Source organism: Telluria beijingensis (assembly GCF_030770395.1).
Classification (GTDB): domain Bacteria; phylum Pseudomonadota; class Gammaproteobacteria; order Burkholderiales; family Burkholderiaceae_D; genus Telluria; species Telluria beijingensis.
The window spans coordinates 2,557,675-2,583,222 of sequence record NZ_CP132480.1; the positions used below are offsets into that span (position 1 = coordinate 2,557,675).

25 protein-coding genes are annotated in these 25,548 nt (G+C 66.5%); 12 read left to right on the forward strand and 13 right to left on the reverse strand.

Annotation, left to right across the window (positions count from 1 at the left end; translation table 11 throughout):
• Window positions 1-40: 40 nt before the first annotated feature.
• Complete coding sequence (locus Q9246_RS11400; protein WP_306397659.1) at window positions 41-535, reverse strand: pyridoxamine 5'-phosphate oxidase family protein; 495 nt, start codon at window positions 533-535, stop codon at window positions 41-43.
• 172 nt (window positions 536-707) lie between these two features.
• On the opposite strand from Q9246_RS11400, the gene nadB reads away from it, so the two are divergent.
• From nadB to Q9246_RS11420, 4 genes are all read left to right on the forward strand, one after another.
• Window positions 708-2,318, forward strand: a complete 1,611-nt coding sequence (gene nadB / locus Q9246_RS11405; RefSeq protein ID WP_306397660.1) for an L-aspartate oxidase — start codon at window positions 708-710, stop codon at window positions 2,316-2,318.
• Window positions 2,315-3,214 (forward strand): DMT family transporter, encoded by a 900-nt coding sequence (locus tag Q9246_RS11410; RefSeq protein ID WP_306397661.1) that lies wholly within the window; start codon window positions 2,315-2,317, stop codon window positions 3,212-3,214. Before nadB ends, Q9246_RS11410 begins: the two co-directional genes overlap by 4 nt.
• 65 nt (window positions 3,215-3,279) lie before the next feature.
• Window positions 3,280-4,143, forward strand: a complete 864-nt coding sequence (locus Q9246_RS11415) for an NAD-dependent protein deacetylase (protein ID WP_306397662.1) — start codon at window positions 3,280-3,282, stop codon at window positions 4,141-4,143.
• The gene (locus tag Q9246_RS11420; RefSeq protein WP_306397663.1) at window positions 4,140-5,174 is read left to right on the forward strand and encodes an alpha/beta fold hydrolase; all 1,035 of its coding nucleotides are present in this window, start codon (window positions 4,140-4,142) and stop codon (window positions 5,172-5,174) included. Before Q9246_RS11415 ends, Q9246_RS11420 begins: the two co-directional genes overlap by 4 nt.
• Window positions 5,175-5,179: 5 nt before the next feature.
• On the opposite strand, the gene Q9246_RS11425 is transcribed toward Q9246_RS11420, so the two are convergent.
• The 6 genes from Q9246_RS11425 to Q9246_RS11450 form a co-directional block, all read right to left on the reverse strand.
• Window positions 5,180-5,500 (reverse strand): hypothetical protein, encoded by a 321-nt coding sequence (locus Q9246_RS11425; protein ID WP_306397664.1) that lies wholly within the window; start codon window positions 5,498-5,500, stop codon window positions 5,180-5,182.
• Window positions 5,501-5,518: 18 nt separating this feature from the next.
• Complete coding sequence (gene nadC, locus Q9246_RS11430) at window positions 5,519-6,382, reverse strand: carboxylating nicotinate-nucleotide diphosphorylase (RefSeq protein WP_306397665.1); 864 nt, start codon at window positions 6,380-6,382, stop codon at window positions 5,519-5,521.
• Window positions 6,379-7,518, reverse strand: a complete 1,140-nt coding sequence (gene nadA / locus Q9246_RS11435) for a quinolinate synthase NadA (protein ID WP_306397666.1) — start codon at window positions 7,516-7,518, stop codon at window positions 6,379-6,381. The genes nadC and nadA overlap by 4 nt, the downstream gene beginning before the upstream one ends.
• Window positions 7,519-7,572: 54 nt before the next feature.
• Window positions 7,573-9,171 (reverse strand): ABC-F family ATPase, encoded by a 1,599-nt coding sequence (locus Q9246_RS11440; RefSeq protein ID WP_208278833.1) that lies wholly within the window; start codon window positions 9,169-9,171, stop codon window positions 7,573-7,575.
• A gap of 93 nt (window positions 9,172-9,264) precedes the next feature.
• The gene (gene ldcA / locus Q9246_RS11445) at window positions 9,265-10,182 is read right to left on the reverse strand and encodes a muramoyltetrapeptide carboxypeptidase (protein ID WP_306397667.1); all 918 of its coding nucleotides are present in this window, start codon (window positions 10,180-10,182) and stop codon (window positions 9,265-9,267) included.
• Entirely contained in the window at window positions 10,179-11,108 is a 930-nt protein-coding gene (locus Q9246_RS11450; protein ID WP_306397668.1) for an alpha/beta fold hydrolase, read from the reverse strand. The genes ldcA and Q9246_RS11450 overlap by 4 nt, the downstream gene beginning before the upstream one ends.
• A gap of 229 nt (window positions 11,109-11,337) precedes the next feature.
• Between Q9246_RS11450 and Q9246_RS11455 the strand changes: the two genes are divergently transcribed.
• On the forward strand, window positions 11,338-13,515 hold the full coding sequence (locus Q9246_RS11455; RefSeq protein WP_306397669.1) for a DUF4214 domain-containing protein: 2,178 nt from the start codon (window positions 11,338-11,340) through the stop codon (window positions 13,513-13,515).
• Window positions 13,516-13,536: 21 nt separating this feature from the next.
• On the opposite strand, the gene tadA is transcribed toward Q9246_RS11455, so the two are convergent.
• Genes tadA through queE form a run of 3 tightly spaced genes read right to left on the reverse strand, consistent with a single transcriptional unit; the run spans window position 13,537 to window position 15,173 of the window.
• Window positions 13,537-14,079, reverse strand: a complete 543-nt coding sequence (gene tadA / locus Q9246_RS11460) for a tRNA adenosine(34) deaminase TadA (RefSeq protein WP_422802367.1) — start codon at window positions 14,077-14,079, stop codon at window positions 13,537-13,539.
• Window positions 14,076-14,519 (reverse strand): 6-carboxytetrahydropterin synthase QueD, encoded by a 444-nt coding sequence (queD, locus tag Q9246_RS11465; RefSeq protein WP_306397670.1) that lies wholly within the window; start codon window positions 14,517-14,519, stop codon window positions 14,076-14,078. Before queD ends, tadA begins: the two co-directional genes overlap by 4 nt.
• Before the next feature lie 18 nt (window positions 14,520-14,537).
• Entirely contained in the window at window positions 14,538-15,173 is a 636-nt protein-coding gene (gene queE, locus Q9246_RS11470; protein ID WP_306397671.1) for a 7-carboxy-7-deazaguanine synthase, read from the reverse strand.
• Window positions 15,174-15,356: 183 nt separating this feature from the next.
• On the opposite strand from queE, the gene Q9246_RS11475 reads away from it, so the two are divergent.
• From Q9246_RS11475 to Q9246_RS11485, 3 genes are all read left to right on the forward strand, one after another.
• Window positions 15,357-16,286: a sensor histidine kinase gene (locus Q9246_RS11475; RefSeq protein WP_306397672.1), complete on the forward strand. Its 930-nt coding sequence runs from the start codon at window positions 15,357-15,359 to the stop codon at window positions 16,284-16,286.
• 148 nt (window positions 16,287-16,434) lie between these two features.
• Window positions 16,435-17,421: a sensor domain-containing diguanylate cyclase gene (locus Q9246_RS11480; protein WP_306397673.1), complete on the forward strand. Its 987-nt coding sequence runs from the start codon at window positions 16,435-16,437 to the stop codon at window positions 17,419-17,421.
• A gap of 78 nt (window positions 17,422-17,499) precedes the next feature.
• The gene (locus Q9246_RS11485) at window positions 17,500-20,361 is read left to right on the forward strand and encodes a M16 family metallopeptidase (RefSeq protein WP_306397674.1); all 2,862 of its coding nucleotides are present in this window, start codon (window positions 17,500-17,502) and stop codon (window positions 20,359-20,361) included.
• 173 nt (window positions 20,362-20,534) lie between these two features.
• Here Q9246_RS11485 and Q9246_RS11490 read toward each other — a convergent pair whose 3' ends face one another.
• The 3 genes from Q9246_RS11490 to Q9246_RS11500 all read right to left on the reverse strand — a co-directional run bounded on the left by Q9246_RS11490 (window position 20,535) and on the right by Q9246_RS11500 (window position 23,952).
• On the reverse strand, window positions 20,535-22,640 hold the full coding sequence (locus tag Q9246_RS11490) for a general stress protein (protein WP_306397675.1): 2,106 nt from the start codon (window positions 22,638-22,640) through the stop codon (window positions 20,535-20,537).
• Window positions 22,641-22,893: 253 nt separating this feature from the next.
• Window positions 22,894-23,154 carry a hypothetical protein gene (locus Q9246_RS11495; RefSeq protein WP_306397676.1) on the reverse strand — a complete coding sequence of 87 codons (261 nt, stop codon included), beginning with the start codon at window positions 23,152-23,154 and terminating at the stop codon, window positions 22,894-22,896.
• A gap of 9 nt (window positions 23,155-23,163) precedes the next feature.
• Window positions 23,164-23,952: a DNA/RNA non-specific endonuclease gene (locus tag Q9246_RS11500; RefSeq protein ID WP_306397677.1), complete on the reverse strand. Its 789-nt coding sequence runs from the start codon at window positions 23,950-23,952 to the stop codon at window positions 23,164-23,166.
• A 241-nt stretch (window positions 23,953-24,193) separates the two neighbouring features.
• On the opposite strand from Q9246_RS11500, the gene Q9246_RS11505 reads away from it, so the two are divergent.
• The 4 genes from Q9246_RS11505 to Q9246_RS11520 all read left to right on the forward strand — a co-directional run bounded on the left by Q9246_RS11505 (window position 24,194) and on the right by Q9246_RS11520 (window position 25,539).
• Entirely contained in the window at window positions 24,194-24,526 is a 333-nt protein-coding gene (locus Q9246_RS11505) for a hypothetical protein (protein WP_306397678.1), read from the forward strand.
• A gap of 98 nt (window positions 24,527-24,624) precedes the next feature.
• Window positions 24,625-24,885, forward strand: a complete 261-nt coding sequence (locus Q9246_RS11510) for a DUF5985 family protein (RefSeq protein WP_306397679.1) — start codon at window positions 24,625-24,627, stop codon at window positions 24,883-24,885.
• Window positions 24,886-24,889: 4 nt separating this feature from the next.
• Window positions 24,890-25,159: a DUF5985 family protein gene (locus tag Q9246_RS11515; RefSeq protein ID WP_306397680.1), complete on the forward strand. Its 270-nt coding sequence runs from the start codon at window positions 24,890-24,892 to the stop codon at window positions 25,157-25,159.
• Window positions 25,160-25,278: 119 nt separating this feature from the next.
• Window positions 25,279-25,539, forward strand: a complete 261-nt coding sequence (locus Q9246_RS11520; RefSeq protein ID WP_306397681.1) for a hypothetical protein — start codon at window positions 25,279-25,281, stop codon at window positions 25,537-25,539.
• Window positions 25,540-25,548 lie beyond the last annotated feature (9 nt).

A 25,548-nucleotide genomic window follows, 5' to 3' on the forward strand; every position in this document is an offset into this window, starting at 1 on the left:
GCGAGATTCGTGCCCCTCGGCAAGGCGCTACCGCCCGATGCTACAGCTTGATGGTGCCGTGCTCGCCGTCCACGTCGGGCTGGGTGCCGGTCACGGCCGCCTTGGCCATGGCGAACAGGCGCACCATCTTGCTATCGTTCGAATCCCAGTATTCGGCGGCGTGCGGATCGACCCGCACCAGCACGGCGTGCTGGTCTTCCGGTCCGGCCGGGAACCAGGCTTGCACCATCGGGTTCCAGAACTTCTGCACCTGGACGCGGTCCACCACCCGTTCGGCGCGGCCGCTGACCGAAACGTAGGTGCTGTTCTCGTTATCGGCGAAGCTGACGTTGACTTCTGGCTGGTGCGCGATGCTGTCCCACAGCTCGGTCGTCGAATTGACGAAGAACCACAGGCCGCCCTCGGCATCGACGTCCTGCTTCGTCATCGGCTGGCTGACCAGGTGGTCGTACTGGTCGCGGAAGGTGAACATGGCGAAGCGCATCGAGCCGATCCGGTCGGCGAGCGCGGCTGCGTGGTGGCGGTCTGCGGTCATGGCGTGTCCTTGATGGATGAGTAAAACCTTATCCTAGCCACCATCAGGCCGCTTTTCGGTGCGCGGCCGTACGGTGGCGGCGCGGTGGTGCATCTGCCGTAAGCGCTGCCGCCCCTGACGTCAAGACGGTAAATCGCTTATAGTGATGCCTCTTTACAAATATGACATTGCCATGAAATTCGACGTCGCGATCGTCGGCAGCGGCCTGGCCGGCCTCTCCGTTGCCCTGCACCTGGCGCAGACCCGCAAGGTCGCCATCATCTCCAAGCGCGCCCTGCTCGATGGCGCCAGCAGCTGGGCCCAGGGCGGCATCGCCGCGGTGCTCGATTCCGGCGATAGCCATGGCCAGCACATCGACGACACCCTGGTCGCCGGCGCCGGCCTGTGCGACGAAGGCGCGACCCGCACCATCGTCGAGGGCGGCCGCGCCGCCATCGAGTGGCTGATCGACCAGGGCGTGCCGTTCACCCGCGACGCCACGGCCGAACTGGGCTTCCACCTGACCCGCGAGGGCGGCCACAGCCAGCGCCGCATCATCCACGCCGCCGACGCCACCGGCCAGGCGGTGCAGGCGACGCTGGAACAGAAGGTGCGCGCGCACCCGAACATCGCGCTGTTCGAACACCACGTGGCGATCGACGTCATCACCGCCGACAAGCTGGCCGTGCCGGCGCCTGGCGGCCAGCCACGCTGTCATGGCCTGTACGTGCAGGACATCCAGAGCGGCGCGGTGCTGACCTTCGAGGCCGGGCACACCGTGCTGGCCACCGGCGGCGCCGGCAAGGTCTACCTGTACACCACCAATCCCGACACCGCCACCGGCGACGGCATTGCGATGGCCTGGCGCGCCGGCTGCCGGGTGTCGAACATGGAATTCATCCAGTTCCATCCGACCTGCCTGTACCACCCATACGCCAAGTCCTTCCTGATCACCGAGGCGATCCGTGGCGAAGGCGGCCTGCTGAAACTGCCGCGCGAGGCCGGCGCACTGGCCGGCACCCGCTTCATGCCGGCCCACGACGAGCGCGGCGAACTGGCTCCGCGCGACGTGGTCGCGCGCGCCATCGACTTCGAGATGAAGAAGCGCGGGCTCGACCACGTCGACCTGGACATCAGCCACCAGGACCCTGAATTCCTCAAGGAGCACTTCCCGACCATCCACGCGCGCTGCCTCGAGCTCGGGATCGACATCACGCGCGAGCCGATTCCCGTGGTGCCGGCCGTGCACTTCACCTGCGGCGGCATCGTGACCGACCTGGCGGGCCGCACCGACATTCCCGGCCTGTACGCGGTCGGCGAGACCGCCTGCACCGGGCTACACGGCGCCAACCGCCTGGCCAGCAATTCGCTGCTCGAGTGCGTGGTGGTGGGCCGCGCCTGCGCCGAACACATCGCCGCCAGCAGCCCGGTCGAGAACCCGGCGCTGCCGGCCTGGGACGAGAGCCGGGTCACGAATGCCGACGAAGAAGTCGTCATCGCCCACAACTGGGACGAGTTGCGCCGCTTCATGTGGAATTACGTCGGCATCGTGCGCACCACCAAGCGCCTCGAGCGCGCCCAGCACCGGATCGAGCTGCTCAAGGAAGAGATCGACGAGTATTACCGCAACTTCCGCATCACGCCCGACCTGCTGGAACTGCGCAACCTGGTCGAGGTGGCGCACCTGATCGTGCGCAGCGCGCTGTCGCGCCACGAAAGCCGCGGCCTGCATTATTCGCGCGATTTCCCGGACACGCTACCCAAGGCCCTGCCGAGCGTGCTGGCGCCGCGCCGCGCACGATGAACCGGCACCAGCTCACTCCCGGCACCGCCCTTCTGCTGACCATTCCGCCGGTGCTGTGGGCCGGCAATGCCATCGTCGGGCGCCTGGTGCGCGACGCGGTGCCGCCGATGACGCTCAACCTGATCCGCTGGTCGATCGCGCTGGCGGTACTGCTGCCGCTGGGCCGCGCCGCCCTGCGTCTAGGTAGCGGCGTGCTGGTCAACTGGAAGCGCTACAGCCTGCTCGGCCTGCTGGGCATCGGCCTGTACAACTCGCTGCAATACCTGGCCCTGCAGAGTTCTTCGCCGATCAACGTGACCCTGGTCGCCTCCGGCGTGCCGGTGTGGATGCTGCTGGTCGGACGCCTGTTCTTCAATGTGCCGGTCAAGCGCAAGCAGATTGCCGGCGCGGTGCTGTCGATCGCCGGCGTGCTGGTCGTGATGTGCCGCGGCGACCTGGACCAGCTGGCCGCCCTGCGCCTGGTGCCGGGCGACCTGTACATGATCCTGGCCACGATTGCCTGGTCGTTCTACAGCTGGCTCCTGATGCAGCAAAAGGACGTGCCGGGGCTGCGCGCCGACTGGGCCGCCTTCCTGCTGGCGCAGGTCGGCTATGGCGTGCTGTGGTGCGGCGCGCTGGCCGGCGGCGAATGGGCCTTGACGGACGTGCACATCGCCTGGAGCTGGCCGCTGGCCGCGGCCCTGCTGTACGTGGCGATCGGCCCGGCCATCGTCGCCATGCGCTGCTGGGGCGCCGGCGTGCAGCGCGCCGGCCCGAGCCTGGGCGCCTTCTTCATCAACCTGACGCCGCTGTTCACGGCGCTGCTGTCGTCGGCGTTTTTGGGCGAGGCGCCGCACCTGTATCACGTGGTGGCGTTCGGCATGATCGTGGGCGGGATCGCAGTGTCGGCGCGCTGACCGGTATCGTGTGTGCGGGCGTCCGGCCCTGATGTAGGATTCCGTGTATGGAAGGAATTCACGGCATGGCAGAAGGTATCACCACATCGGCGGATGTCGAGGCGCTGGCAACGTTCCTGGAGCGTCACCCGCGCACCCTGGTCCTGACTGGGGCCGGCCTGTCGACGGCCTCCGGCATCCCCGACTACCGCGACCGCGACGGCGTGCGGCGCGGGCGGCTGCCGATCCAGGGGCCCGAATTCAGGCGCGACGTCGCCATCCAGCGCCGCTACTGGGCGCGCAGCATGGTCGGCTGGCCGTTGCTGGCGCGCGCCCGGCCCAACGCCGGCCATCGGGCGCTGGCCGCACTCGAAGCGCGCGGGCGCCTGGGCTCTGTCCTCACCCAGAACGTCGACGGCCTGCACCAGCAGGCCGGCAGCGCGTCGGTGCTGGAACTGCACGGGAATATCCATCATGTGGTGTGCCTTGCCTGCGCCGCGCGCTACCCGCGCGCCCAGGTGCAGACCCAGCTCGAATTCGCCAACCCGGCCCTGCTGCAGGCAATGGCGACTCCGCTGCCGGACGGCGATGCGGCCCTGGATCCGGACGCCGTCACCGGCGTCCAGGTGCCGGCCTGCCTGCGCTGCGGCGGGGTCCTGATGCCTGACGTCGTATTCTTCGGCGACAACGTGCCCGCAGACCGCACCGCCAGCGCGCTGGCGCGGATGGCGGCGGCCGACGCGCTGCTGGTGGTAGGATCGTCGCTGATGGTGTATTCGGGCTTTCGCTTCTGCCGGCTGGCGCAGGCGTCAGGCAAGCCGATCGCCGTCCTGAACCAGGGCCGCACCCGCGCCGACGACCTGCTGGCGCTGAAACTAGACGCGTCGGCCGAGCAGATACTGCCGCTGGTGGCGCAACTGCTGGATACGAACCATGGGGGGACCATATGACCAGTACCTACCGCAGCACCAGTACCGGCCGGCGCCTGTCGGCGGGCGCCGCCGTCGCCGGCCTGGGTTTGCTGGCGTCATGGCTGTACGTGCGCGCCAGGGCCCGTCGCGTGGAGCGCGAGCATCCGCCGGCGGGCCGTTTCATCACCGTCGACGGTCTCAAGCTGCACTACCTCGAGCGCGGCGAAGGCCCGGTGCTGGTGCTCCTGCATGGCAATGGGGTGGATGCGAGCGACTGGGAGCATAGCGGCCTGCTCGACGCGGCGGCCGAGCACTATCGCGTGATTGCCTTCGACCGGCCGGGCTTCGGCTACAGCGAGCGGCCGCGCAGCACGGTCTGGACGCCGGACCGGCAGGCGCGCCTGCTGCACCACGCGCTGCTGGAGCTGAATGTGGACAGCGCCATCGTCGCCGGCCATTCCTGGGGCACGCTGGTGGCCCTGAGCCTGGGCTTGCAGGCGCCGGATTTCGTGCGCGGGCTGGTGCTGGTCTCGGGCTACTACTATCCGAGCGCACGCCTGGACGTGATGGTCGGCGCGCCGCCGGCCGTGCCGCTGGTGGGCGACGCGCTGCGCTACACGGTGGCGCCGCTCGCCGGGCGCCTGATCTGGCCGGCGGCCGTCGGCCGGGCGTTTGCGCCGATGCCGGTGGCGGAGAGCTTCCGCGCCACCTCGCCCTGGATGTCGCTGCGGCCTTCGCAGCTACGCGCGAATGCCGCCGACAGCAGCCTCATGATCCCGGGCGCCGCATCGCTGGCGCGGCGTTACGGACGCCTCAAGGTGCCGGTGCAGATCCTGGCAGGCACGCAGGATGGGGTGTGCAGCTGCGCGCGCAATGCCGAGCGATTGCATGCGGCGCTGCGGCATAGCGAATTGTCGCTGACGCCGGGCGTCGGCCATATGCTGCATTACGCCGAGCCGGGCAAGGTGCTGGGGGCGATCGATGCGGTCGCGGCCCAGGTGGGTGGGCCGGGCCACGTGCCGACGGCGCGCGAGAATGCGGTGGCCGCAGCCGGCGAGAGCGGCGTTTAACTCGCTTAGCTATTACCGAGCTTGATCGCCAGGCCGGCGATCAGGCTCGCCGCCATGCCGATCGACAGCAGGCCATGCAGGCCGGTCGAGCCGATCGACGAGGCATCGGCCGCATCGTCGCGCTTGAGCGCCATGGCGCGACCTAGTACGACCGGGCGCAGGAAGCCGCGGATACCGACCAGCAGCATGCCGATGCCGAAGAACAGTTCGCCTTTCAGGCCGTACATGATGCCATCGAGGAGCTGGGGCACGCCCAGCAGCAGGCCGAAACCCAGCCAGAACAGGCGAAAGCCCAGCGAACGTTTCAACTTGTCAGTCGTCGTCATGAAAATCCAGGTAGTGATTTAAAGGATGCGCAGCGAATAATCGGTCGCGCGCACGTCCTTGGTCAGGCTGCCGATCGAGATGCGGTCGACGCCGGTCTCGGCGATCGCGCGCACGGTGTCCATATTGATGCCGCCCGATGCTTCCAGGAGCGCGCGGCCGGCATTCACCTCGACCGCCTCGCGCATCATGGCCAGGTCGAAGTTGTCGAGCAAGACCGACTTGACGCCGGCGTCCAGGGCTTCCTTCAGCTGGGCGATGGTCTCGACCTCGATCTGCACTGGGGCGCCGGAATCCAGCTGCGCCGCCGCTTCCAAGGCGGCAGTGACACCGCCAGCCGCCGCGATATGGTTTTCCTTGATCAGGATGCCGTCGTACAGCGCCATGCGCTGGTTCTTGCCGCCGCCGACGCGCACCGCGTATTTTTGCGCCAGGCGCAGGCCAGGCAAGGTCTTGCGGGTGTCGAGGATCGCGGCCTTGGTGCCCGCAATGACGTCGACATAGCGGCGCGTGGCCGTGGCCACGCCCGACAGCAACTGCATGAAGTTCAGCGCGCCGCGTTCGGCCGTCAGCAGCGAGCGCGGGTTGGCCTGGATCGTGCACACGACCGAATCGGCCGCCATCAGCTCGCCCTCGGCATAGTGCCAGTCGATCTCGGTCTCCTGGTCGACGGCCAACATCAGCCCTTCGAACCACGGCGCGCCGCACAGCACGGCGGCTTCGCGCACGATCACACGCGCCGTGACGCGGGTATCGTTCGGCACCAGCATGCCGGTCAGGTCGCCGGTGCCGACGTCTTCCAGCAGCGCGGCCAGGATGTTCTGTTCAAAGGACGCCTGCAGCCTGTCATCGAACTGGGCGTGGGGATTTCGTAAAGTCGTCATGCCGGTCCTACCCCCGCGAACATCGGGGCATTGTTTTCCAGTGTGCCGGTCGGCAGCGCCTTGGCGCGCCTGGCGGCGGCGAAATCGAGCATGCGGTCGATCGAGCGCTTGGCCTGCAGGCCGACAGCCGGGTCGACGTGCACCTCGTTGGCGCCCGACTCCAGCACCTCCGCCAGGTTGCGCAGGCCGTTCATCGCCATCCACGGGCAATGCGCGCAGCTCTTGCAGGTCGCGCTATTGCCCGCGGTCGGCGCCTCGATGAAGGTCTTGCCGGGGGCCGCCGCCCGCATCTTGTGCAGGATGCCGTTGTCGGTGGCGACGATGAAGTGGGTCGCGTCCATGGTGCGGGCGGCGTCGATCAGCTGGGTGGTCGAACCCACCGCGTCGGCCTGGGCCACCACATTGGCCGGCGACTCCGGGTGCACCAGCACCTTCGCATGCGGGTACTCGAGCTTGAGCAGGTCGAGTTCGATGCCCTTGAATTCGTCGTGCACCAGGCAGGAACCCTGCCACAGCAGCATGTCGGCGCCGGTCTTGGCCTGGATGTAGGAACCCAGGTGACGGTCGGGCGCCCACAGGATCTTCTTGCCCTGGGCGTGCAGCTCGGCCACGATGTCCAGGCCGATCGACGAGGTCACCATCCAGTCGGCGCGCGCCTTCACGGCGGCGCTGGTATTGGCGTACACCACCACGGTGCGGTCCGGATGCTGGTCGCAGAAGGCGGCGAATTCGTCGGCCGGGCAGCCCAGGTCGAGCGAGCAGGTCGCGTCGAGGTCGGGCATCAGGATGGTTTTCTCGGGGCTGAGGATCTTGGCGGTTTCGCCCATGAAGCGCACGCCGGCCACCACCAGGGTCCGGGCCGGGTGGTCGCGGCCGAAGCGCGCCATCTCGAGCGAATCCGAGACGCAGCCGCCGGTTTCCTCGGCCAGGTCTTGCAGGTCGGCGTCCACGTAGTAGTGGGCCACCAGCACGGCGCCTTTCTCTTTCAGAAGCCGGCGGATGCGGTCCTTCAGTTCGGCGCGCTCGGCCATCTCCGGCGCGCTCGGGACTTTCGCCCAGGCCTCGGCGGTGCAGGCCAGGCCGGCCTGGGGCCGGTCGTATTCATAGGTTTTAATCGGTACTGTTACGGCATTCATGCTCGCGCGTCTCCTCGCGTCGGCGGGGGCAGGCCCCGCCCTCTCCTTCAACGATCAGTCGATGCCCTGGCTGCGCAGGTATTCCTCGTAGTTGCCCTGGAAGTCGACCACGTCGTTCTCGCGGATCTCGATGACGCGGGTGGCCAGCGAAGACACGAACTCGCGGTCGTGCGAAACGAAGATCAGGGTGCCGGCATACTTGTCGAGCGCGATGTTCAGCGACTCGATCGATTCCATGTCCATGTGGTTGGTCGGCTCGTCCAGCAGCAGCACATTATGACGGCCCAGCATCAGTTTGCCGTACATCATGCGGCCCTTCTCGCCACCCGACAGCACCTTGACCGACTTCTTGACTTCGTCGCCGCCGAACAGCAGGCGGCCCAGGATCGAGCGCACGGCCTGGTCGTCGTCGCCTTCCTGCGTCCACTTGCCCATCCAGTCGGTGAGCGTCTCGCCGCTGGCGAATTCCTCGGTCGGATCCTGCGGCATATAGCCGGGGTTGGCGTTCTCGGCCCACTTCACGCGGCCGGTGTCCGGCTGCAAGCCGCACAGGTCGCCGCCGATCGAACGCAGCAGCGTGGTTTTACCGGCGCCGTTGGCGCCGATGATCGCGATGCGCTCGCCCGCCTCGACCATGATCGAGAAGTTCTTGAACAATTGGCGCTCATAGGCTTTCGAGATGTTCTCGGCTTCCACCGCCAGGCGGTGCAGCTTCTTCTCGCCTTCGAAGCGCACGAACGGATAGGCGCGCGACGATGGCTTGAACTCTTCGATCTTGATCTTGTCGATCTGCTTGGCGCGCGAAGTCGCCTGGCGCGCCTTCGACTTGTTGGCCGAGAAGCGGCGCACGAAGTCCTGCAGTTCGGCGACTTTTTCCTTGGCCTTGGCATTGTTCGCCAACTGCTGGTTGCGGGCCTGGGTCGACGCCAGCATATAGTCGTCGTAGTTGCCCGGATAGACCTTCAGGGTGCCGTAGTCCATGTCGGCCACGTGGGTGCACACCTGGTTCAGGAAGTGGCGATCGTGGGAAATGATGATCATGGTGGAGTTACGCTCGTTGAGCATATTCTCGAGCCAGCGGATCGTGTTGATGTCCAGGTTATTGGTCGGTTCGTCGAGCAGCAGGATGTCCGGGTTCGAGAACAGGGCCTGGGCCAGCAGCACGCGCAGTTTCCAGCCCGGCGCCACGGCGCTCATCGGCCCCTGGTGCAGGTCGGTGCCGATTTCCAGGCCCAGCAGCAGTTCGCCGGCGCGCGCCTCGGCCGAGTAGCCGTCGTATTCGGCCACTTTGCCTTCGAGTTCGGCGGCCTTCATGTAGTCGTCGTCGGTGGCTTCCGGGTTGGCATAGATCGCATCGCGCTCGGCGATCGCGTTCCACAGCTCGGTGTGGCCCATCATGACCACGTCCAGCACGCGCACGTCTTCGTAGGCGAACTGGTCCTGGCGGAGTTTACCGAGGCGCTCGCCCGGATCGAGGCTGACGTTGCCGGCGCTCGGCTCGAGGTCGCCGCCCAGGATCTTCATGAAGGTCGACTTGCCGCAGCCGTTGGCGCCGATCAGGCCATAGCGGTTGCCTTCGCCAAATTTGACGGAAATGTTCTCGAACAGCGGCTTGGCGCCGAATTGCATCGTGATATTGGCTGTGGATAGCACTGTATTACCCCAAAAAGCGTATTTGATTAACCGGCTATTTTACCATTCCATGCCCCCGGCGGCGAATGGGGCAGGATTCCCGACAGCCGCGGCTCAGGCGCGGCGCAAGGTCGGGTAGTCGGACAAGGTCAAGGTGAACCCGTCGGCATCGGACACGAGGTGGCCCTGGGCGCCGAACGGGATGGTGACGCGGCGGTCGATGTGGCCGAAAGACAGGCCAGTCAGGACCGGCAGCGGCAGGGTCTGGCGCAGGTAGGCCAGCATCGCGTCGGCGTCGTAGCCATTGTCGAGCGGACCCAGGCGGTAACCCGAAAAATCGCCCAGCACCACGGCGCGCTGGCGCGCGAGGACACCGGCCTGCATCAGTTGCAGCAGCATGCGCTCGACCCGGTAGGGATGCTCGCCGATGTCTTCCAGCCACAGGATGCCGTCGTCGATCCGCGGAAAGTACGGCGTCCCCAACAGCGCAGCGATCATCGCCAGGTTGCCGCCCCAGACGGTGCCGCGCAGGTCGAGCGCCGGATTGCCCTGTGCGCGCTCGACGATCGTATGGGTTGGGCCCGCCAGGCAGGACCAGAAATCGTCGATCGTGAAAGCCACCGGGTCGACGGCGCCGAAGTCGCCCGCGATCATCGGTCCGGCATAGCTGAGTCCACCTGCCTTGGCCATCAGGCCCATGTGGAGCGCGGTCAGGTCCGAAAAACCGACCACGATCTTGCCGCTGGCGGCAATCGCCTCGAAGTCGATGGCGGGCAGCAGGCGGCTGAGGCCATAGCCGCCGCGCAGCGCGATGATCAAATGCACGTCGGGATCGGCCACGGCGGCGTGCAGCTGCGCCAGGCGCGCGGCATCGGTGCCGCCGAAGCGCTGGTGGGTGCAGCTGTGGTCGTAGTAGTTGCGCACCAGGAAGCCTTGCGCCTCGAAGCGCGCAATGGCCCGATCGAGTGCGGACGGGTCGGCAATGCAACCGGCGGGCGCCACGATGGCGATGCCGAGACGGGGTGTGATCACTGTTTGACGAAAAGCCGGGGTGTTGAATTTGGCAACATCTTACCCCGCGCGTGGGAGTCGATCAAGGCAAGGATGCGCTCGACCAGTTGTGGAGGCAAGTCGTGCCCCATCCCTTCGATGATCTCGAGCCGCGCGCCGCCGACATGCGCCGCGATGTCTTGCCCGCAGGCCGGCGGCAGCAAAGGATCGGCGGCGCCGTGGATGACGAGGGTCGGCGCCGTGATCGTGGGCAACAGCGCGCTGCGGTCGCCGGCGGCCAGCAGCGCCAGCATCTGGCGCCGGCTGCCCCCTGGGCAATAGCAGCGGCGCACCGAGCGCGTGACCCGCTTGCGCAGCTGGGCGTCGGGCGTCGGATAGGACGGGCTGCCCAGCAGGCGCAGCAGACCCACCGCATGCTCGATGACGCTGTCGAGGTTGGCCGGATCGGCGGGCCGGCTGGCCAGGGCCTTGCGCACCTGCGGCGTCGGCCCCGGCAGCGCGCGCCGGCCGCTGGTGGACATGATGGCAGTCAGGCTCCGCGCCCGTTGCGGATGGCGCACGGCGAGCTGCTGGGCGATGAGCCCGCCCAGCGCCGAGACACCCACCAGGTGGGCCCGGGCCACGCCCAGCGCCGACAGCACGCCCAGGGCGTCGGCTGCCAAATCGTCGATGCCGTAGGGCGGACGCCACGGCCAGCCGAGCGCGCGCTTGACCTGCGCCAGCGCCAGGCTTGGCGTTCCGGCCTGCTCGAACTTGCTCGACAGGCCGCTGTCGCGGTGGTCGAAGCGGATCACGTAGAAACCGAGCTCGACCAGACCCTCGACGAAGTCGCCGGGCCAGTCGGTCAGCTGCATGCCGAGGCCGTGGATGAGCAGGAGCGGCGCGGCTTTCGGGTCGCCCGCGGTGTCGAAGGCGATGCGCAGTCCGTTGGCGTGGAGGGTAGGCATGACGGCTAGTTCAGCTTGCGCACTGCATGGCAGAAATCGTTTCGGAGCGTCCCATGCGCTGTCCGGGCGCCCGCCCGCTGCAGCACGGTTCCAGCATATCACCTTCCCCGGGCCGTGTCGCAGCCCTGCGCGCGGCGGTGCGCATGTGGTGACATTCTGTGTATATTGACAGCCGTATGGACAGCTAGAATCCCGGGCTGGCTTTTTTAACCTACTCGCCCCGCTCTCCATGCCCGATCTCGTCAAACCTGTCCTCAAGGGACTGACCCTGCCCGCCCTGATCGACGTCAGCAGTGGCCTTGGCCGCGGAACAGTCACTGTCCACGCCACCGACGAAGGCGGGTCGGGCATCCGCGACGTGTTCATCATCCTGGATCGCCGGATCAGCATGGATTACGGACTAAGCGAGGCTTTCCTGGTGCCCTCGGACGGGCGCGACACGTTCGACGATGCGACTCCCCATAGCGCGAGCACGGTACTGACGGTCACCAATGCCACCGCGCCGGGCAACTATTCCGTGATCGGCGTATGGGTGTACGACAATGCGGGCAATGCCACCGGCTACACCGCCGACGACCTGCGCGCCGCCGGTATCGACACCCGCATCCGGATCGTCGGCGGGATCGACGACCGGATCGCGCCGACGCTCGCGGCGCTCATTTTGCCCGAGACGCTGGACGTGGGCGCCGGACTGGCGCCGTTCGTGGCCTCGGTGCGGGCGACCGACGAAGGAGGGAGCGGGATTGCCGACGTGACGGTCTTCTTCGACCGCCCCCTGGGCTTCGATACCGGCGCCAGCGATCGCCTTCTGTTGCCTGGGAGCAGCCGCTCCGATACCTTCGGCGATACCACGCCGCACACGGCCAACGGCAGCTATACGCTCACTGACAAGACCGCGCCAGGCACATACCATATCGCGCGGATAGAAGTGCAGGACAGAAGCGGCAATGTCAGCACGTACACCACGTCCGAACTGGAGGCGCTGGGCATCCGCACCGCCATCACTGTCAGCGGCGGCATCGTCGACGATACGGCGCCGGCACTGACCTCGCTGGAGCTGCCTGCGACGATCGACCTGAGCACCGGCTCGGCCAATGTCGAGATCCGCGCCGGCGCGCGCGACAACGAAGGCGGCACCGGCGTGCGCGACGTCGTCGTCTACCTCGACGGCGCGCTCGGCTACCAGGGCTGGAGCTTCGCCAACTTCGCCGTGCCGCAGCCAGGCAGCACGGACACCTTCGACGACGCCACGCCGCGTAGCGCGACTTCCTGGCTGCCCTTGCGCGCCAATACGCCAGTGGGCGTCTATGGCGTCACCCGGGTCGTCGTCACCGATGCCGCCGGCAACAGCCGTGACTACGACGCCACACAGCTCGAGGCGATGGGCATCCGCACCACGATGACCGTCGCCGACGGAAAACCGGAGGCGGCCCCGGCACGGGTGACGACCACCATCGCCCCGGACAGCGTGGTGCATCGGGTCACCACCAGCACCTGGGGCGATGGCGACTGGACGGCGTTCAAGCTGATTTTCGAGTACGACGCCACCCAGGCCGCCTACGGGCAAGTGGTGGTCAAGGATATGGGCAGCGAACTGCTCGAAGTCTCCACGAGCGTCAGCGGCGGCATCGGTCGCGTCGTGCTGGGTGGGTTCACCTCGGCCGAGGTGTCGAGGGCGCCGGCGATCGACGTGGTGCTGCAACCGCTGCCGGGCGCCCAGGCTTTCGGCTACACGGTCAAGTCCTTCGTCACGGGAGAATTCGTGCAGGGATTCGACCATAGCGGCGCCGGCGTCGTCCACCAAGGCACGGCGGCGGCGGATCGGATCGACAGTGCCGGCCGCCTCACGCAGATCGATGGCGGCGACGGGCTGGATTGGGTTGTGTTCGGCGACCGGGCCGCCCGCTATACGGTGCGCAGTGCGGGCGATGGCTTCACCGTCGATGACGGCGCCGGCTATGTCGCCCACCTGCGCAATGTCGAGCGGCTGGCGTTCGCCGACGCGGCGTACGCGCTCGATGTCGATGTCGATGAGGTGCCGGGCCAGGTTTATCGACTGTACCAGGCCGCCTTCGACCGCAAGCCCGACATGGGCGGCATCGGTTTCTGGATCGGCCAGGTCGAGGCAGGCATGTCGCTGGGCGAGGCCGCCGGCCAGTTCCTTGCAAGCCCGGAGTTCAGGACCAGGTTCGGCGCGGACACGGCGGATGGCGTCTTCCTGGACACCCTGTACCGCAACGTGCTGCATCGGACACCGGACCAGGCAGGCAAGGACTTCTGGCTCGGTGCGCTGGCGGCCGGCATCGAGCGCCCTGACGTGCTGCTCGCGTTCAGCGCCAGCGCCGAAAATGTCGGGCAGGTCGCGACGCTGGTCGCCGACGGCTTCGCCTACACCCCCTGGGGTTGAGCGGCGCGCCAGCGCTCCCGCTCAGGCGACCGGCTTGCGCGACGCGGCGCGGCGTTCGGCGAAGAACGCCTTCAGCAGCGTACTCGCCTCGCCGGCAAGCACGCCACCCAGCACCTGGGTGTGATGGTTCAGCTTCTGTTCATCGAACAGGTTGACGACCGAGCCGCAGGCGCCGGTCTTGGGATCGGTGGCCGCGTACACCACCTTGGCCAGGCGCGCGTGCATCATTGCGCCCGAGCACATGATGCACGGTTCCAGCGTCACGTACAGCTCGCACCCCGGCAAGCGGTAATTGCCAAGCTTCTCGGCTGCCGCGCGCAGGGCGACGATCTCGGCGTGCGCGGTTGGGTCGTGGCCGCCGATCGGCTGGTTGAAGCCGGTCGCGATGACTTCTCCGTCCTTGACCACGACCGCGCCGACCGGCACTTCGCCCCGCTCCCAGGCCAATTGCGCTTGAGCCAGGGCCAGCGCCATATAGGCTTCGGCCCGAGGATCGGCATGCACGGCGGCTTCGACGACGGTAGCCTGTTCGTGCGTCGCGGCGGACGTCGGATCCGGCATCATTCCGTGATCTCGGCCCAGCAGTTCGGGGTCTCGTGCAGCACCAGCTTGTGCAGGCGCAGGCCGGTACCGAAACGGTCGATGAACACGGCCTTCAGGATGTCGAAGGCCACCTGCGCCAGGTTTTCGACGGTCGGGATGCGGTCGATCACGATCGTCTTGTGGTCGGGCAGCGATGCCAGGAACTCGCGCACCTTGTCATCCTTTTCGTACACGATGAAGGCATGATCCCACACGTCGACCAGGTGCTGTTTTGCCAGCGCCTTGACGTCGGAGAAATCCATGATCATCCCGTTATCGGAATTGCCATCGGAATCGATCACCTGGCCCGTCAGAGTAATTTCAAGGGTATAGCGGTGGCCGTGCAGGTTGCGGCACTGGCTTTTGTGGTCGGGAATCCGGTGGCCGGCATCGAATTCAAGCTTGCGGGTAATGGTCAACATTGGTGCTAAATATAAATCTCAAGGAATCTGCAACAGTTTGTGGGTCTGGAGGCTGAGCTTCCACTTGGGGTTGGCGCGGCAGGTCTCGATCGCCAGGCGCAGGTTGTGGGCGGCCAGCGGACCGTCCATTGCCTGCACGTAGAAATGCTCGAAGTCGAGCCCTTCGTAGGCGGCCAGGTCTTGCCCCGTCTGCGGGATGACGACCTTGATCTCGCTGCCTTTGTGCACCGCCAGTGTCGACCCCATCTTGGGGCTGACGCAGATCCAGTCCACGCCTTCCGGTACCGGCAGGGTGCCATTGGTCTCGATGGCGATGGTGAAGCCGCGCGCATGCATGGCGTCGATCAGCGGACGGTCGAGCTGGAGCAGCGGTTCGCCGCCGGTGAACACGACGTATTTGCTTGCCGGGTAGCTTGCCGGCCACAGGCCGTCGATCTCGGCCGCCAGCAGCTCGGCCGTCTTGAACTTGCCGCCGCGCTCGCCATCGGTGCCGACGAAATCGGTGTCGCAAAACTGGCACACCGCGCTTGGGCGATCGGCTTCGCGCCCGGTCCACAGGTTGCAGCCGGAAAAGCGGCAGAACACGGCCGGCCGCCCCGCATGGGCGCCCTCGCCCTGCAAGGTATAGAAGATCTCTTTGATGCTGTAAGTCACGGTAAGCCTCTCGTCAACCTTCCATTATAGCGCGCCGGCCGGCGTCGCGCAGCCGCCCGCGACCGGTTGCACCCGCCCAACAGACTGTGTCGCAACGCCCTCGCTTGAGAAGCAACAATATTCCTATAGACGCCCAGCGGTAATGTCCTACGGAACATTCCGAATCCCGTAAGAGGGCCACTCATGACAAAGACTGTGTTATTCCTAGTTTCCCTGTCCCTTCTTGCCGACGGCGCCGCGGCGAGCGAAGCCCATGCATTGGTGCCGATGCCGTGGCGTAGCGCGCCGCCCGAGGTGCTGGCCTGCGCGCTGGTGACCCTGGCGGCCCTGGTGCTGGCCTATATCGGCCTGCGCCGCAGCGTCACGACCGACGAACGCGCGCGCGCCCTGCAGCACCAGCTGGCGGCCGAGCGCGAGGCGCGCTGCCAGTCCGACCAGGCGCTGGCCGACAACCACGACGTGCTGTGCCGGCTGGTGCGCCAGCACGAGGGCGTGCGCGAGGGCGAACGAACCCGGATCGGCTGCGAGCTGCAGGTCGAGCTGGGCCGCCGCCTGTTGAGCTTGCGCAATGAGATGGCAAGCCTGCACGAGTGCGCCGGGGCGGCGCCCGCCCTGGGCGCCAGGCTCGACCACGCCCTGGCGAATATCGATGGCACGATCCACGCGGTGCGCGCCGTCGTCGGAGGTTTGCGCGGCGTCAATCCAGGCGATGGCTTGCGCCAGGCCCTGGAGCGCTGCCTGGCCGACCATGCCCACAGCCACGGCCTGCGTTACCGCTTCGAGGCCGGCATCGACCCTGGGTCGCGCGCCAGCCAGGACCGGACCGCGCGCCTGGCCGTGTTCCGCGTGCTGCAGGACGTGCTGGCCGGCACGGCAAGCCGCGCGAGCACGACCGGCGAGGAGCGCGAACTGCATGTGCGCCTGCTCGAAGGCGCCGGCACGCTTGGCCTCGAGATCGACGGCTGCGCCGGTCCCGCGGACGACCTGTCGGCCCTACCCGCCGAACTGCACGAGCAGATCCGCGCCCTGGGCGGCGTGCTGCGCAAGGTCGCCACCGCCGAACGGCGCGCGCGCTGGTCGCTGTCGCTGCCCGTCATGGCGGAGGTCGCCTAGCTCCGCATGGCCGTTGCGAAAATTCCATCCCGCCATTGTTTTTGCTGAAAATCAATGGCGTAAACCTGCGCATGGCGCAGTATCGGACCCTGGCGGCAAGGGATGACTTGTCGCAACCGATACCGCAACCAACCGCAGAGGACGGCTCATGAGCTCACCCAGCACCGCCACAGGCCCGACAGCCCTGGTCCAGGACGTGGCCTTCGTGGGGCAGTTGATGGAAAGCCTGTCGGTGCCCGTGTTCGTGCTGGACACCGATGCCCGCGTGATGATCTGGAACCGCGCCTGCGAGCAGCTCACCGGCGTGCCTGCGCCCGAAGTGCTCGGCACCGGCGACCACTGGCGCAGCTTCTACGAGCAGCAGCGTCCCACCCTGGCCGACCTGGTGCTCAAGGGCCGGCGCGACGAATCGCGTCCGGCCCGCCCCCAGGCGCCGGCCGCCGGCGGCCGCTGCCCGCCCGCGCTGTCGATCGAGAGCTGGTGCGACATGCCGCGCGCCGGCCGCCGGCGCTACCTGGCGGCCGACGCCAGCCCGATCTTCGACGCCGGCGGCAAGCTGTCGGCGGTGGTCGAGACCCTGCGCGACCTGACCGACGAAAAGATGGCGCAGATCGCGCTCGAGCAGCTGGCCACGCGCGACGGGCTCACCGGCCTGGCCAACCGGCGCTGCTTCGACGACACCCTGCATGCGGAATGGAACCGCGCGCTGCGCCAGATGCAGCCGCTGTCGCTCCTGATGGTCGACGTCGACAACTTCAAGGCCTATAACGATGCCCATGGCCACCTGGGCGGCGACGAATGCCTCAAGCGGGTGGCGCGCGCCGTGGCCAGCGAGATGCGCGCCAACGACCTGGTGGCGCGCTACGGCGGCGAGGAATTCGCCGTCATCCTGCCCAACCAGTCGCTCAAGGGCGCGGCCATCGTGGCCGAACGCATCCGCTGCCGGGTCGAGCAGCTGCAACTGCCGTGCCGCTTCGCCGCCGGCCACGTGACCGTGTCGATCGGCGCCGCCACCGCCATCGCCGGTCAGGACAACCACGCCAGCCAGCTGGTCGCGATCGCCGACGCCGCCCTGTACCGCGCCAAGCACCTGGGCCGCAACCGCATCAGCCTGCCGATGACCGAGGCCGCGTAAACACGCGGCATCCTGCCGCTGTTCATTCCTTGGCGGATAGACTATCCTTCGCGATTGTCTATTTTCCAAGGAGACATCGTGTTCCATTCGACCCTGTCGCGCACCACGCTCGCGACGCTCATTTCCGGCGTGCTGCTGGCCGCGCCGGCCAGCGCGGCGCCGGCCGCCCCGGCGAAGGCGGCATCCGCCGACGTCCTGCCGTTCAAGGCGACCGAGAAGCTGCTCCCCAATGGCCTGAAGGTGATCGTGGTGCCGACCGGCTTCCCGAACCTGGTCTCGGTCCACATCCCGGTGCAGACCGGTTCGCGCAATGAAGTCGAGCCGGGCAAGTCGGGCTTCGCCCACTTCTTCGAGCACATGATGTTCCGCGGGACGCCGACCTACCCGCCCGAGAAGTACCAGGAAGTGATCACCAAGGCCGGCGCGCGCCAGAACGCGTATACCAGCGACGACCTGACCAATTACTACACCACCTTCGCCAAGCAGGACCTGGAGACGGTGCTGAAGGTCGAGGCGGACCGCTTCCAGCACCTGTCGTATCCGGTCGAGGCCTTCAAGACCGAATCGCGCGCCGTGCTGGGCGAATACAACAAGAACAGCGCCAACCCGATGTCGAAGCTGTTCGAGGTGCAGCGCGACGCCGCCTACACCACCCACACCTACAAGCACACCACGATGGGCTTCCTGAAGGACATCGAGGACATGCCCAACCAGTACGATTACTCGAAGGTCTTCTTCGACCGCTGGTACCGCCCCGAAAAGACCGCCATCATCATCGCTGGCGACGTCGAGCCGGCCAAGGCGATCGCGATGGTCGAGAAATACTGGGCCGGTTGGAAGCGCGGCACCTTCAAGTCGAACGTGCCGGTGGAACCGGCCCCGCGCGGCGCCCAGTACCGCCACGTGGCCTGGCAGACGCCGACCCTGCCGCTGGTGACGGTGGCCTACCGCGCGCCGAGCTTCGTCGCCCAGCAGAAGGAGCAGGCGGCGCTGTCGATGGCGCTGTCGCTGTCGTTTGGCCGCACCTCGCCGCTGTACAAGCGCCTGGTGCAGGACGAGCAAAAGGTCGACCAGCTGTTCGACTTCACGCCGAACCGGGTCGATCCGACCCTGGCCACGATCGGCGCGCGGGTGAAGAACCCGGCGGACGCGCTCATGGTGCGCGACGCCATCCTGCAGACGGTGGCAAAGCTGCGCGACGAACCCGTGAGCGCCCAGGAACTGGAAGCGGCCAAGTCGGCCCAGAAGTATGGCCTGATCCGCTCGCTCGACAACACCGAGGCGATCGCCTCGACCCTGGCCTCGTACGTGCACTTCGAGCGTTCGTATGGCACGCTGAACCAGTACTACCGCGTGATCGACAGCCTCACGCCGGCCGACCTGCAGGCCGCCGCGCGCAAATACCTGGTCGACGACAGCATGGTCGTCACCACCCTGTCGCACGCCGCGCTGCCGAAGGGAATCGAAGAGTTGCCGAAGCTGGCCTCGTTCGCCCCGCAGGCGGGCGATGCCAAATTCGACGTGCTGGTGCAGAAGTCGACGTTGCCGCAGATTCGCTTCAAGCTGCTGTTCCCGGCTGGCTCCGCCCACGATCCGAAGAGCAAGGAAGGCCTGGCCGCCCTGACGGCAGCCATGGTGGCCTCGAGCGGCTCGCGCGAGCGCAAGATCGACGAGGTGACCAAGGCACTGTTCCCGATGGCCGGCAGCTTCACCGAGCAGACCGACAAGGAGATGACGACCTTCACCGGCACGATCCACAAGGATAACTGGGACCAATTCCTCGGCATTGCCATGCCGCTGTTGAATGATCCAGGCTTCCGCGAGGAAGACTTCCGCCGCCTGAAGGACGCCCAGCGTAACGCCCTGGTGCTGGACCTGAAGGACAATAACGAAGAGGAGTTCGGCAAGGAAAGGCTACAGGCTCGCGTGTTCGCCGGCACCGGCTACGGTCATCCGGTGCTGGGCACCGTCGCCGGCATCGACGCCATCACGCTGGACGACGTGAAGGCCTTCTACGCCCAGGCTTATACCCGCGGCGCGGTGAAGGTCGGCATCTCGGGCGACGTGACGGACGCAATGACGGCGTCGCTCAAGGCCCAGCTGGCGCGCCTGCCGCAAGGCGCCGGCCTGCCGGCGACGAACGTGCCGAAGGGCCGCATGCCGAACGGCCTGGAAGTCGAAATCGTCGAAAAGAACACCCGCGCCACCGCGATCTCGTTCGGCCTGCCGCTTGAGGTCACGCGCAAGCATCCGGATTTTGCTGCCCTGTGGCTGGCCAAGACCTGGCTCGGCGAGCACCGTTCCTCGAGCGCCCACCTGTACCAGCGCATCCGCGAAGAGCGCGGCATGAACTATGGCGACTATGCCTATATCGAAGCCTTCCCGCGCGGGATGTTCCAGTTCTTCCCGAACCCGAACCTGGGTCGCAAGGCGCAGCTGTTCGAAGTGTGGATCCGTCCGGTGGCGCCGCAGAACGGCCACTTCGCGCTGCGCGTGGCGCTGCACGAACTGGGCAAGATGGTCGATGGCGGCATTAGCCAGGCTGATTTCGAGACCACCCGCGACTACCTGCTCAAGAACGTGTTCGTGATGACCGCGACCCAGGACCAGCAACTGGGCTATGCGCTCGATTCGCAGTGGTATGGCACGCCGGAGTTCACGACCATGATGCGTGACGCGCTGTCGAAGCTGACTGCCGCCGACGTCAATGCGGCGATCAGGAAGCACCTGTCGGCGAAAAACCTGTCGGTGGTGATCATCACCAAGGATGCTGCCGGTTTGAAGGAGGCGCTGGTGAGCGACGCCTTCTCGCCGATCAAGTATGACGCCAATAAGCCGCAAAGCCTGCTGGACGAGGACAAGCAGATCGGTTCGATGAAGTTGAATATCAAGCCGGAGGCGGTGACGATCACGCCGGCGGCCGAGGTGTTCGCGCGATAAACGACGTCGTCCCCGCGAAGGCGGGGACCCAAGTCTCGTAGCGCACCATATGTTCGAATCGTAGTGGCCGCAGTGAAGACTTGGGTCCCCGCCTGCGCGGGGACGACGTGGTTATTGCAACTCCAAAAGTTCTCGTCAGCCTATCGCAATTACTGGAGTTCGCATCTTGATGCTCAACGCATCATCCGATCCCAGCCGTGACGCACGGCCGATTTCATCTTTTCCCACGTCGACTGCTCACCCGGATACCGGGTATCCCAATCGCTACGCAGGTCGCCCTCGACGTCATTCCACGAACGCCCGCGGTATTGGTCGTTGAGCGCCATCTCCGACCCATAGCTGTACGCCGGACGGTATTCGTCATACGCCCCGCCACCCGCGCCATACACCGAATTCCAGTGGTTGCGGTAATAGACGTCGTCATCGTCGTCCGTCATGCGATCCCAGCCGCGGCGCACCGCCGCCTTCATCTTGTCCCAGGTCGACGGACCGCCATCCTTGGCCGGATAGCGCGTATCCCAGTCGCTGCGCAGGTCGGTCTCGACCGCATCCCAGCTGCGGCCGCGGTACTGGTCGTTGCGCGCCATTTCCGAACCGTAGGTATAGGCAGGACGGTATTCGTCGTACGCGCCGCCGGCCGCGCCATAGGTCGAGTTCCAGTGGTTGCGGTAGTAGATATCGTCGTCGTTGTCGTCGGTCATGCGGTCCCAGCCATGACGCACGGCGTTCTTGACGCGGTCCCAGGTCGACGGCTCGCTGGTGTCGCTGCCGGTGGTGCTGAAGTCGCGGGTGCCGTCGATGCGGTTGTCCCAGCCGGTGCGCAGGGAGCCCTCGACATCGTCCCAAGGCTGGTTACGATACAGGTCGCTGCGACGCATCTCGCTGCCGTAGGAATAGGCCGGCTTCAGGTCTTCGTAGCGATCGCCGCTGGACGCGTAGGTGCTGTCGTAGTGGCTGCGGTACATGTCGTCGTCATCGTCGCGGGTCATGCGTTCCCAGCCGTGACGCACGGCGGCCTTCACTTTTTCCCAGGTCGACGGTTCGCCGCTGGTGGCATAGCGGCTGTCCCAGTCGCTGTGCAAGTCGGTTTCGATATCGTCCCAGGCGCGGTTGGTGTAGCGGCCGCTGCGCGCGGCTTCGCTGCCGTAGCTGTAGGCCGGCTGGTAGTCGTCGTAGGTAGCGCCGGTCGCGCCATAGGTCGTATTGAAGTGGTTGCGGTAATAGCTGTCGTCATCGTCGTAGAGGCTGCTGGAGGCGCCGAGACCGGTGGCCATCGGCGACGCGTCCTGGCGCTCGCGCGAGAAGATGCGCATGCCGCTGCGCTGCTTGTCCAGGCTGGAGCTGCCGGACAGCGAACCGCTGCCCGAGAGCGAACCGCCGACCTGCGTATCGCGCTGCAGCGAATCGCTGCGCACCGAGCCTTCCAGGGCCGAACCCTGGATCGACGAGCCGGCCGCGGCGGCGCCGAGCGAGCTACCGGCCAGCGGGCGGGCGCCGGGCGCCGACGGGGTCGCGCCCTGTTTGACGATGCCGTCGTTGTCCAGCTGCGCGCTGCCGGCCGACAGGCCGCCCTGCTGGCTGCCTTCGAGCGGCGAATTCTGGATCGGGTCGTCGCGCAGGGTCGAGCTCTGCAGCGAGGTGCCGCCAGTCGCGGTCAGGCCGCTATTGCCCAGCGATTCCTGGTAGGTGCCGCCCACGGGACGGTCCTGGTTGACCGAGCGTTGCTGGAACAGCTCGCGATCGCCCGGATTGTCGAGCTTTGGCGTCGACGCCGCCTGGGCATTGCCGAGCGAGCCGGATTGGGCCGACATCGAGGACGATTGCTGCATGCCGGCCTGGCTGCCCATGCGCATGGCGCCGGCGCTCATGCCGCCCATGGCGACGTCCGGCGTGCCGGTAGCGTTCTCGTCAATATCGGTCGGGCCGTAGCGCTCGACGATGTCGGCGGCGCGCTCGACTTCCGGCAGCGATTCGGCGACCAGGGTCAGCACGTGGTGGCCGCGGGTGACGGCGCCTTCGTAGCGGCTCACGTGTTCCGCGTTATCGGAACCGAACAGGTCGCTGAAGAAGTTCTTGATGCTGGCGGTGATGCCGGTATCGCCGTCGGCGCTGCGCGCGGTATCGATGTCGGAGCGGCCGGTGATGCTGTCGGTCTGGCCGGTCGGATCGGCGTTGGACAGGCGGACGTCGGTGCGGGTGAAGCCCGACGACAGCAGTTCATTCATGGCGTTCTGCGCATCGGTGCGGTTATCGAACACCGCGACAAGGGTATGTTGCATGGTCGTTCCTCCGAAAATGGGGTCCTTGCGCCGGGCGACGACGTCGCCGCTTGTCTTGCGCTATGTTGTCAAGATTACTCCAATACTGATGGGACTCGCGCACCATTGACCCCTGGAAATTCAGGGCGGACGAGGGTGTCGGACGCGCTCGGATGAGCACGTAGGATGGGGACGACAGGAGGAGAAAAGAGAGGGTGGCAGACCCGGCTGGACGCCGGGCCTTGATGGCGCGGATGGGCCGGCGCCGCGTGCGTCAGGCGAAAGGATTGTCGATGGTCTTGATGTCGGGCGGCGGCAGTTCGTCGGGCAACTCGCGCGCCTCGAGGGCTGCCACGATCTCGCCCAGCAACGCATGCAGGCGGCGCGCGCGCGCAAGGCCCGGGACGTCGGCCGTCAGGTCGACGTCGCCCGAGATCGTGATGCGGTCGACGCGGTTTTCCAGCATGAGGTCGCCGATGCCGGCCACTTCGGATTCATTGGCGAACGGGGTGAAGGTGGATTTCTTCTTGCTCATGAGGTTCCTTTACGATCGGTTCTTGCGCTGCTTGATCTTCGGCAGGCGCAGCATGCGTTCCTTCTGCTTGGTGGACAGTGACGGCAGCAGTTCGATGCCGACGATGCGCTCCAGTTCGGCCACCGGCACCACATTGATCGGCGCATCGGCGCGGTTCTCGGTGAACCACGCCGCCGCCAGCTTCTGGCGCGGACTGTACACCACCTTGTACAAGTGGCTCGGCACGATCACATTGCCCACCTTTTTCAGGCTGGCGCCCAGGAAGGCCGGGCCGGTGATCACGTACAACTCCCCTTCCTTCTTCGCCATGGTGCGCACCGCGCCCTCGATCGGGGCCCAGATGTGGCGGTTGTGATCGCGGTCCTGCGGGACCATATTGGCCAGCGAAAAACTTTCGCGCTGGGTGCGGCGGTCGGGCATGTTCGCGTTGGGCGCCAGGTGGCCGCGGTCGAAGCCGCTGCGTGCGTAGTCCTTCAGTTCGGCGCGCTGGCCGCGCGGCAGGCGCTGCTCGGCATGGAAATTGTCGTCGCGATCGAGCCCCTGAGCGCGCTTGAGATTGTCGGCGCGCACATACTCGGCCGACCACAGCGGGGTGCGGGTCACGCCCGAATGCATGACGCCGAATACGCCGTAGCACAGCTCGCGGGTCGCGGCCGCCAGTTTCTGGTTATGAATCTCGGGCGCGCGCCCGTCGAGGTAGTGGACCGGGCAACTGGCGGCCTGGACCGCGCCGGCGGCGAACAACGCGCCGGCGATGGCGATGCGGGCAAGAACTCTGCCCAAGGTGGAGCGAAGCATGATTGAACGACAATGGTGACGAAAGCCGGCATTTTAGCTGAGCAATGGCCCCACGCATACAAATGCACGGGGAATGGCAGTGCGCAGGCGCGCACGATTGGCCGAGCAATTCCCCGCGGAATGTTTTAAAATTGTCGCTTTCTCAATAAGATTTTCCATTTGGGAAACAAATGCGCCACGAATGACCCATTCGCCCATTCCGGAGGATCTACGCCGTTTTATCCTGACGAGCATCCCCTCCGTGCCCTTCCTGGAAGCCATGCTGCTGCTGCGTGCCGATCCTACGCAGCAGTGGGAGAGCGCCATGCTGGCCAGCCGCCTGTATATCCGCGAGCGCGTCGCGAGCCAGTTGCTGGCCGACCTGTGCACCGCGGGAATCAGTCGGCCCTGCGATCCGCCGGCCGCGCACTGCTACCGCTATGATCCCGCCAGCGAAGTCTTGCGCGAACGGATCGATCGCCTGGCCGACCTGTATGCCAGGCAGTTGGTCGACGTCACGCACCTGATCCATTCCAGTCTCGAGCGCCAGGCCCAGCAGTTCGCCGATGCCTTCCGCCTGCGCAAGGACGAGTAAACGCGTCAGCTTGCAGCAATCGATATGCAATACACTCAACATCAGGCGCCCGGGCGCCGAGACAATAATAACGAGCAATTCCTTCGGAATGAAGCGATATGGGCGAAGTGATCTATACCCTCTGCATGCTGACCTCGCTGACCTGCGCCGTCCTGCTGTTCGCCAGCTACCGGCGCACCCGCCACCGGCTCCTGTTCTGGAGTGGCGCCTGTTTCACGGGCATGACCGTGAACAATCTCTTGCTGCTGCTGGACAAGGTGGTGTTTCCGACCCAGGTCGACCTGCTGCCCTGGCGGCTCGCGAGCGCGCTGCTCGCCTGCCTGCTCCTGCTGTATGGCCTGATCCACGAGAAGGAGTGAGGCGATGAACCATCTGCTCGCCGGCGCGATCGCCATGGCCTCCCTGACCATCGCCCTGTTCTTCGTGCGCTTCTGGCGCGCCAGCGGCGACCGCTTTTTCTTGTACTTTGCGCTGTCGTTCGCGATCGAAGGGTTGCACCGCGTGTATGCGGCGCTGCGCGACGGCGGCGGCGAGGATTCGCCGCTGCATTACCTGATCAGGCTGCTGGCCTATGGGCTGATCTTGTGGGCGATACTGGAAAAGAACCTGCCGCGTAAGAAGCCGGACGCATGATCGCGATCCATGCGTCGCGATCCATCCATCGCGGTCCATGTACCATGCCGCTGGCGTGCGCCTGGCGCACGGACGCTGCGCGATAATCGGCGCATGTCAAACCGTCCATGGAGGCCAGCATGAGCGCTCCCGATCAATCAGACCGCAAACAGGATGCCGCGGTTCCCGCCGGCGGCCAGGATAACCGCTCCGACAACCTGTTGCCGGGCACGGAAGGCGCCGACGACGGCCGCTTCGACGTGGCCGAAGAAGTCAACCTCGACCAGCAATCCGACGAGGCCCGCCGCATCGGCCAGGCGCCGTCGCAGGGGATTGCCGATGCCATCCCCGAGGCGCTCAGGACGCCGGTGCCGTCGCAGCGGGTGCCCGACAAATCCTGAAGCGGATAC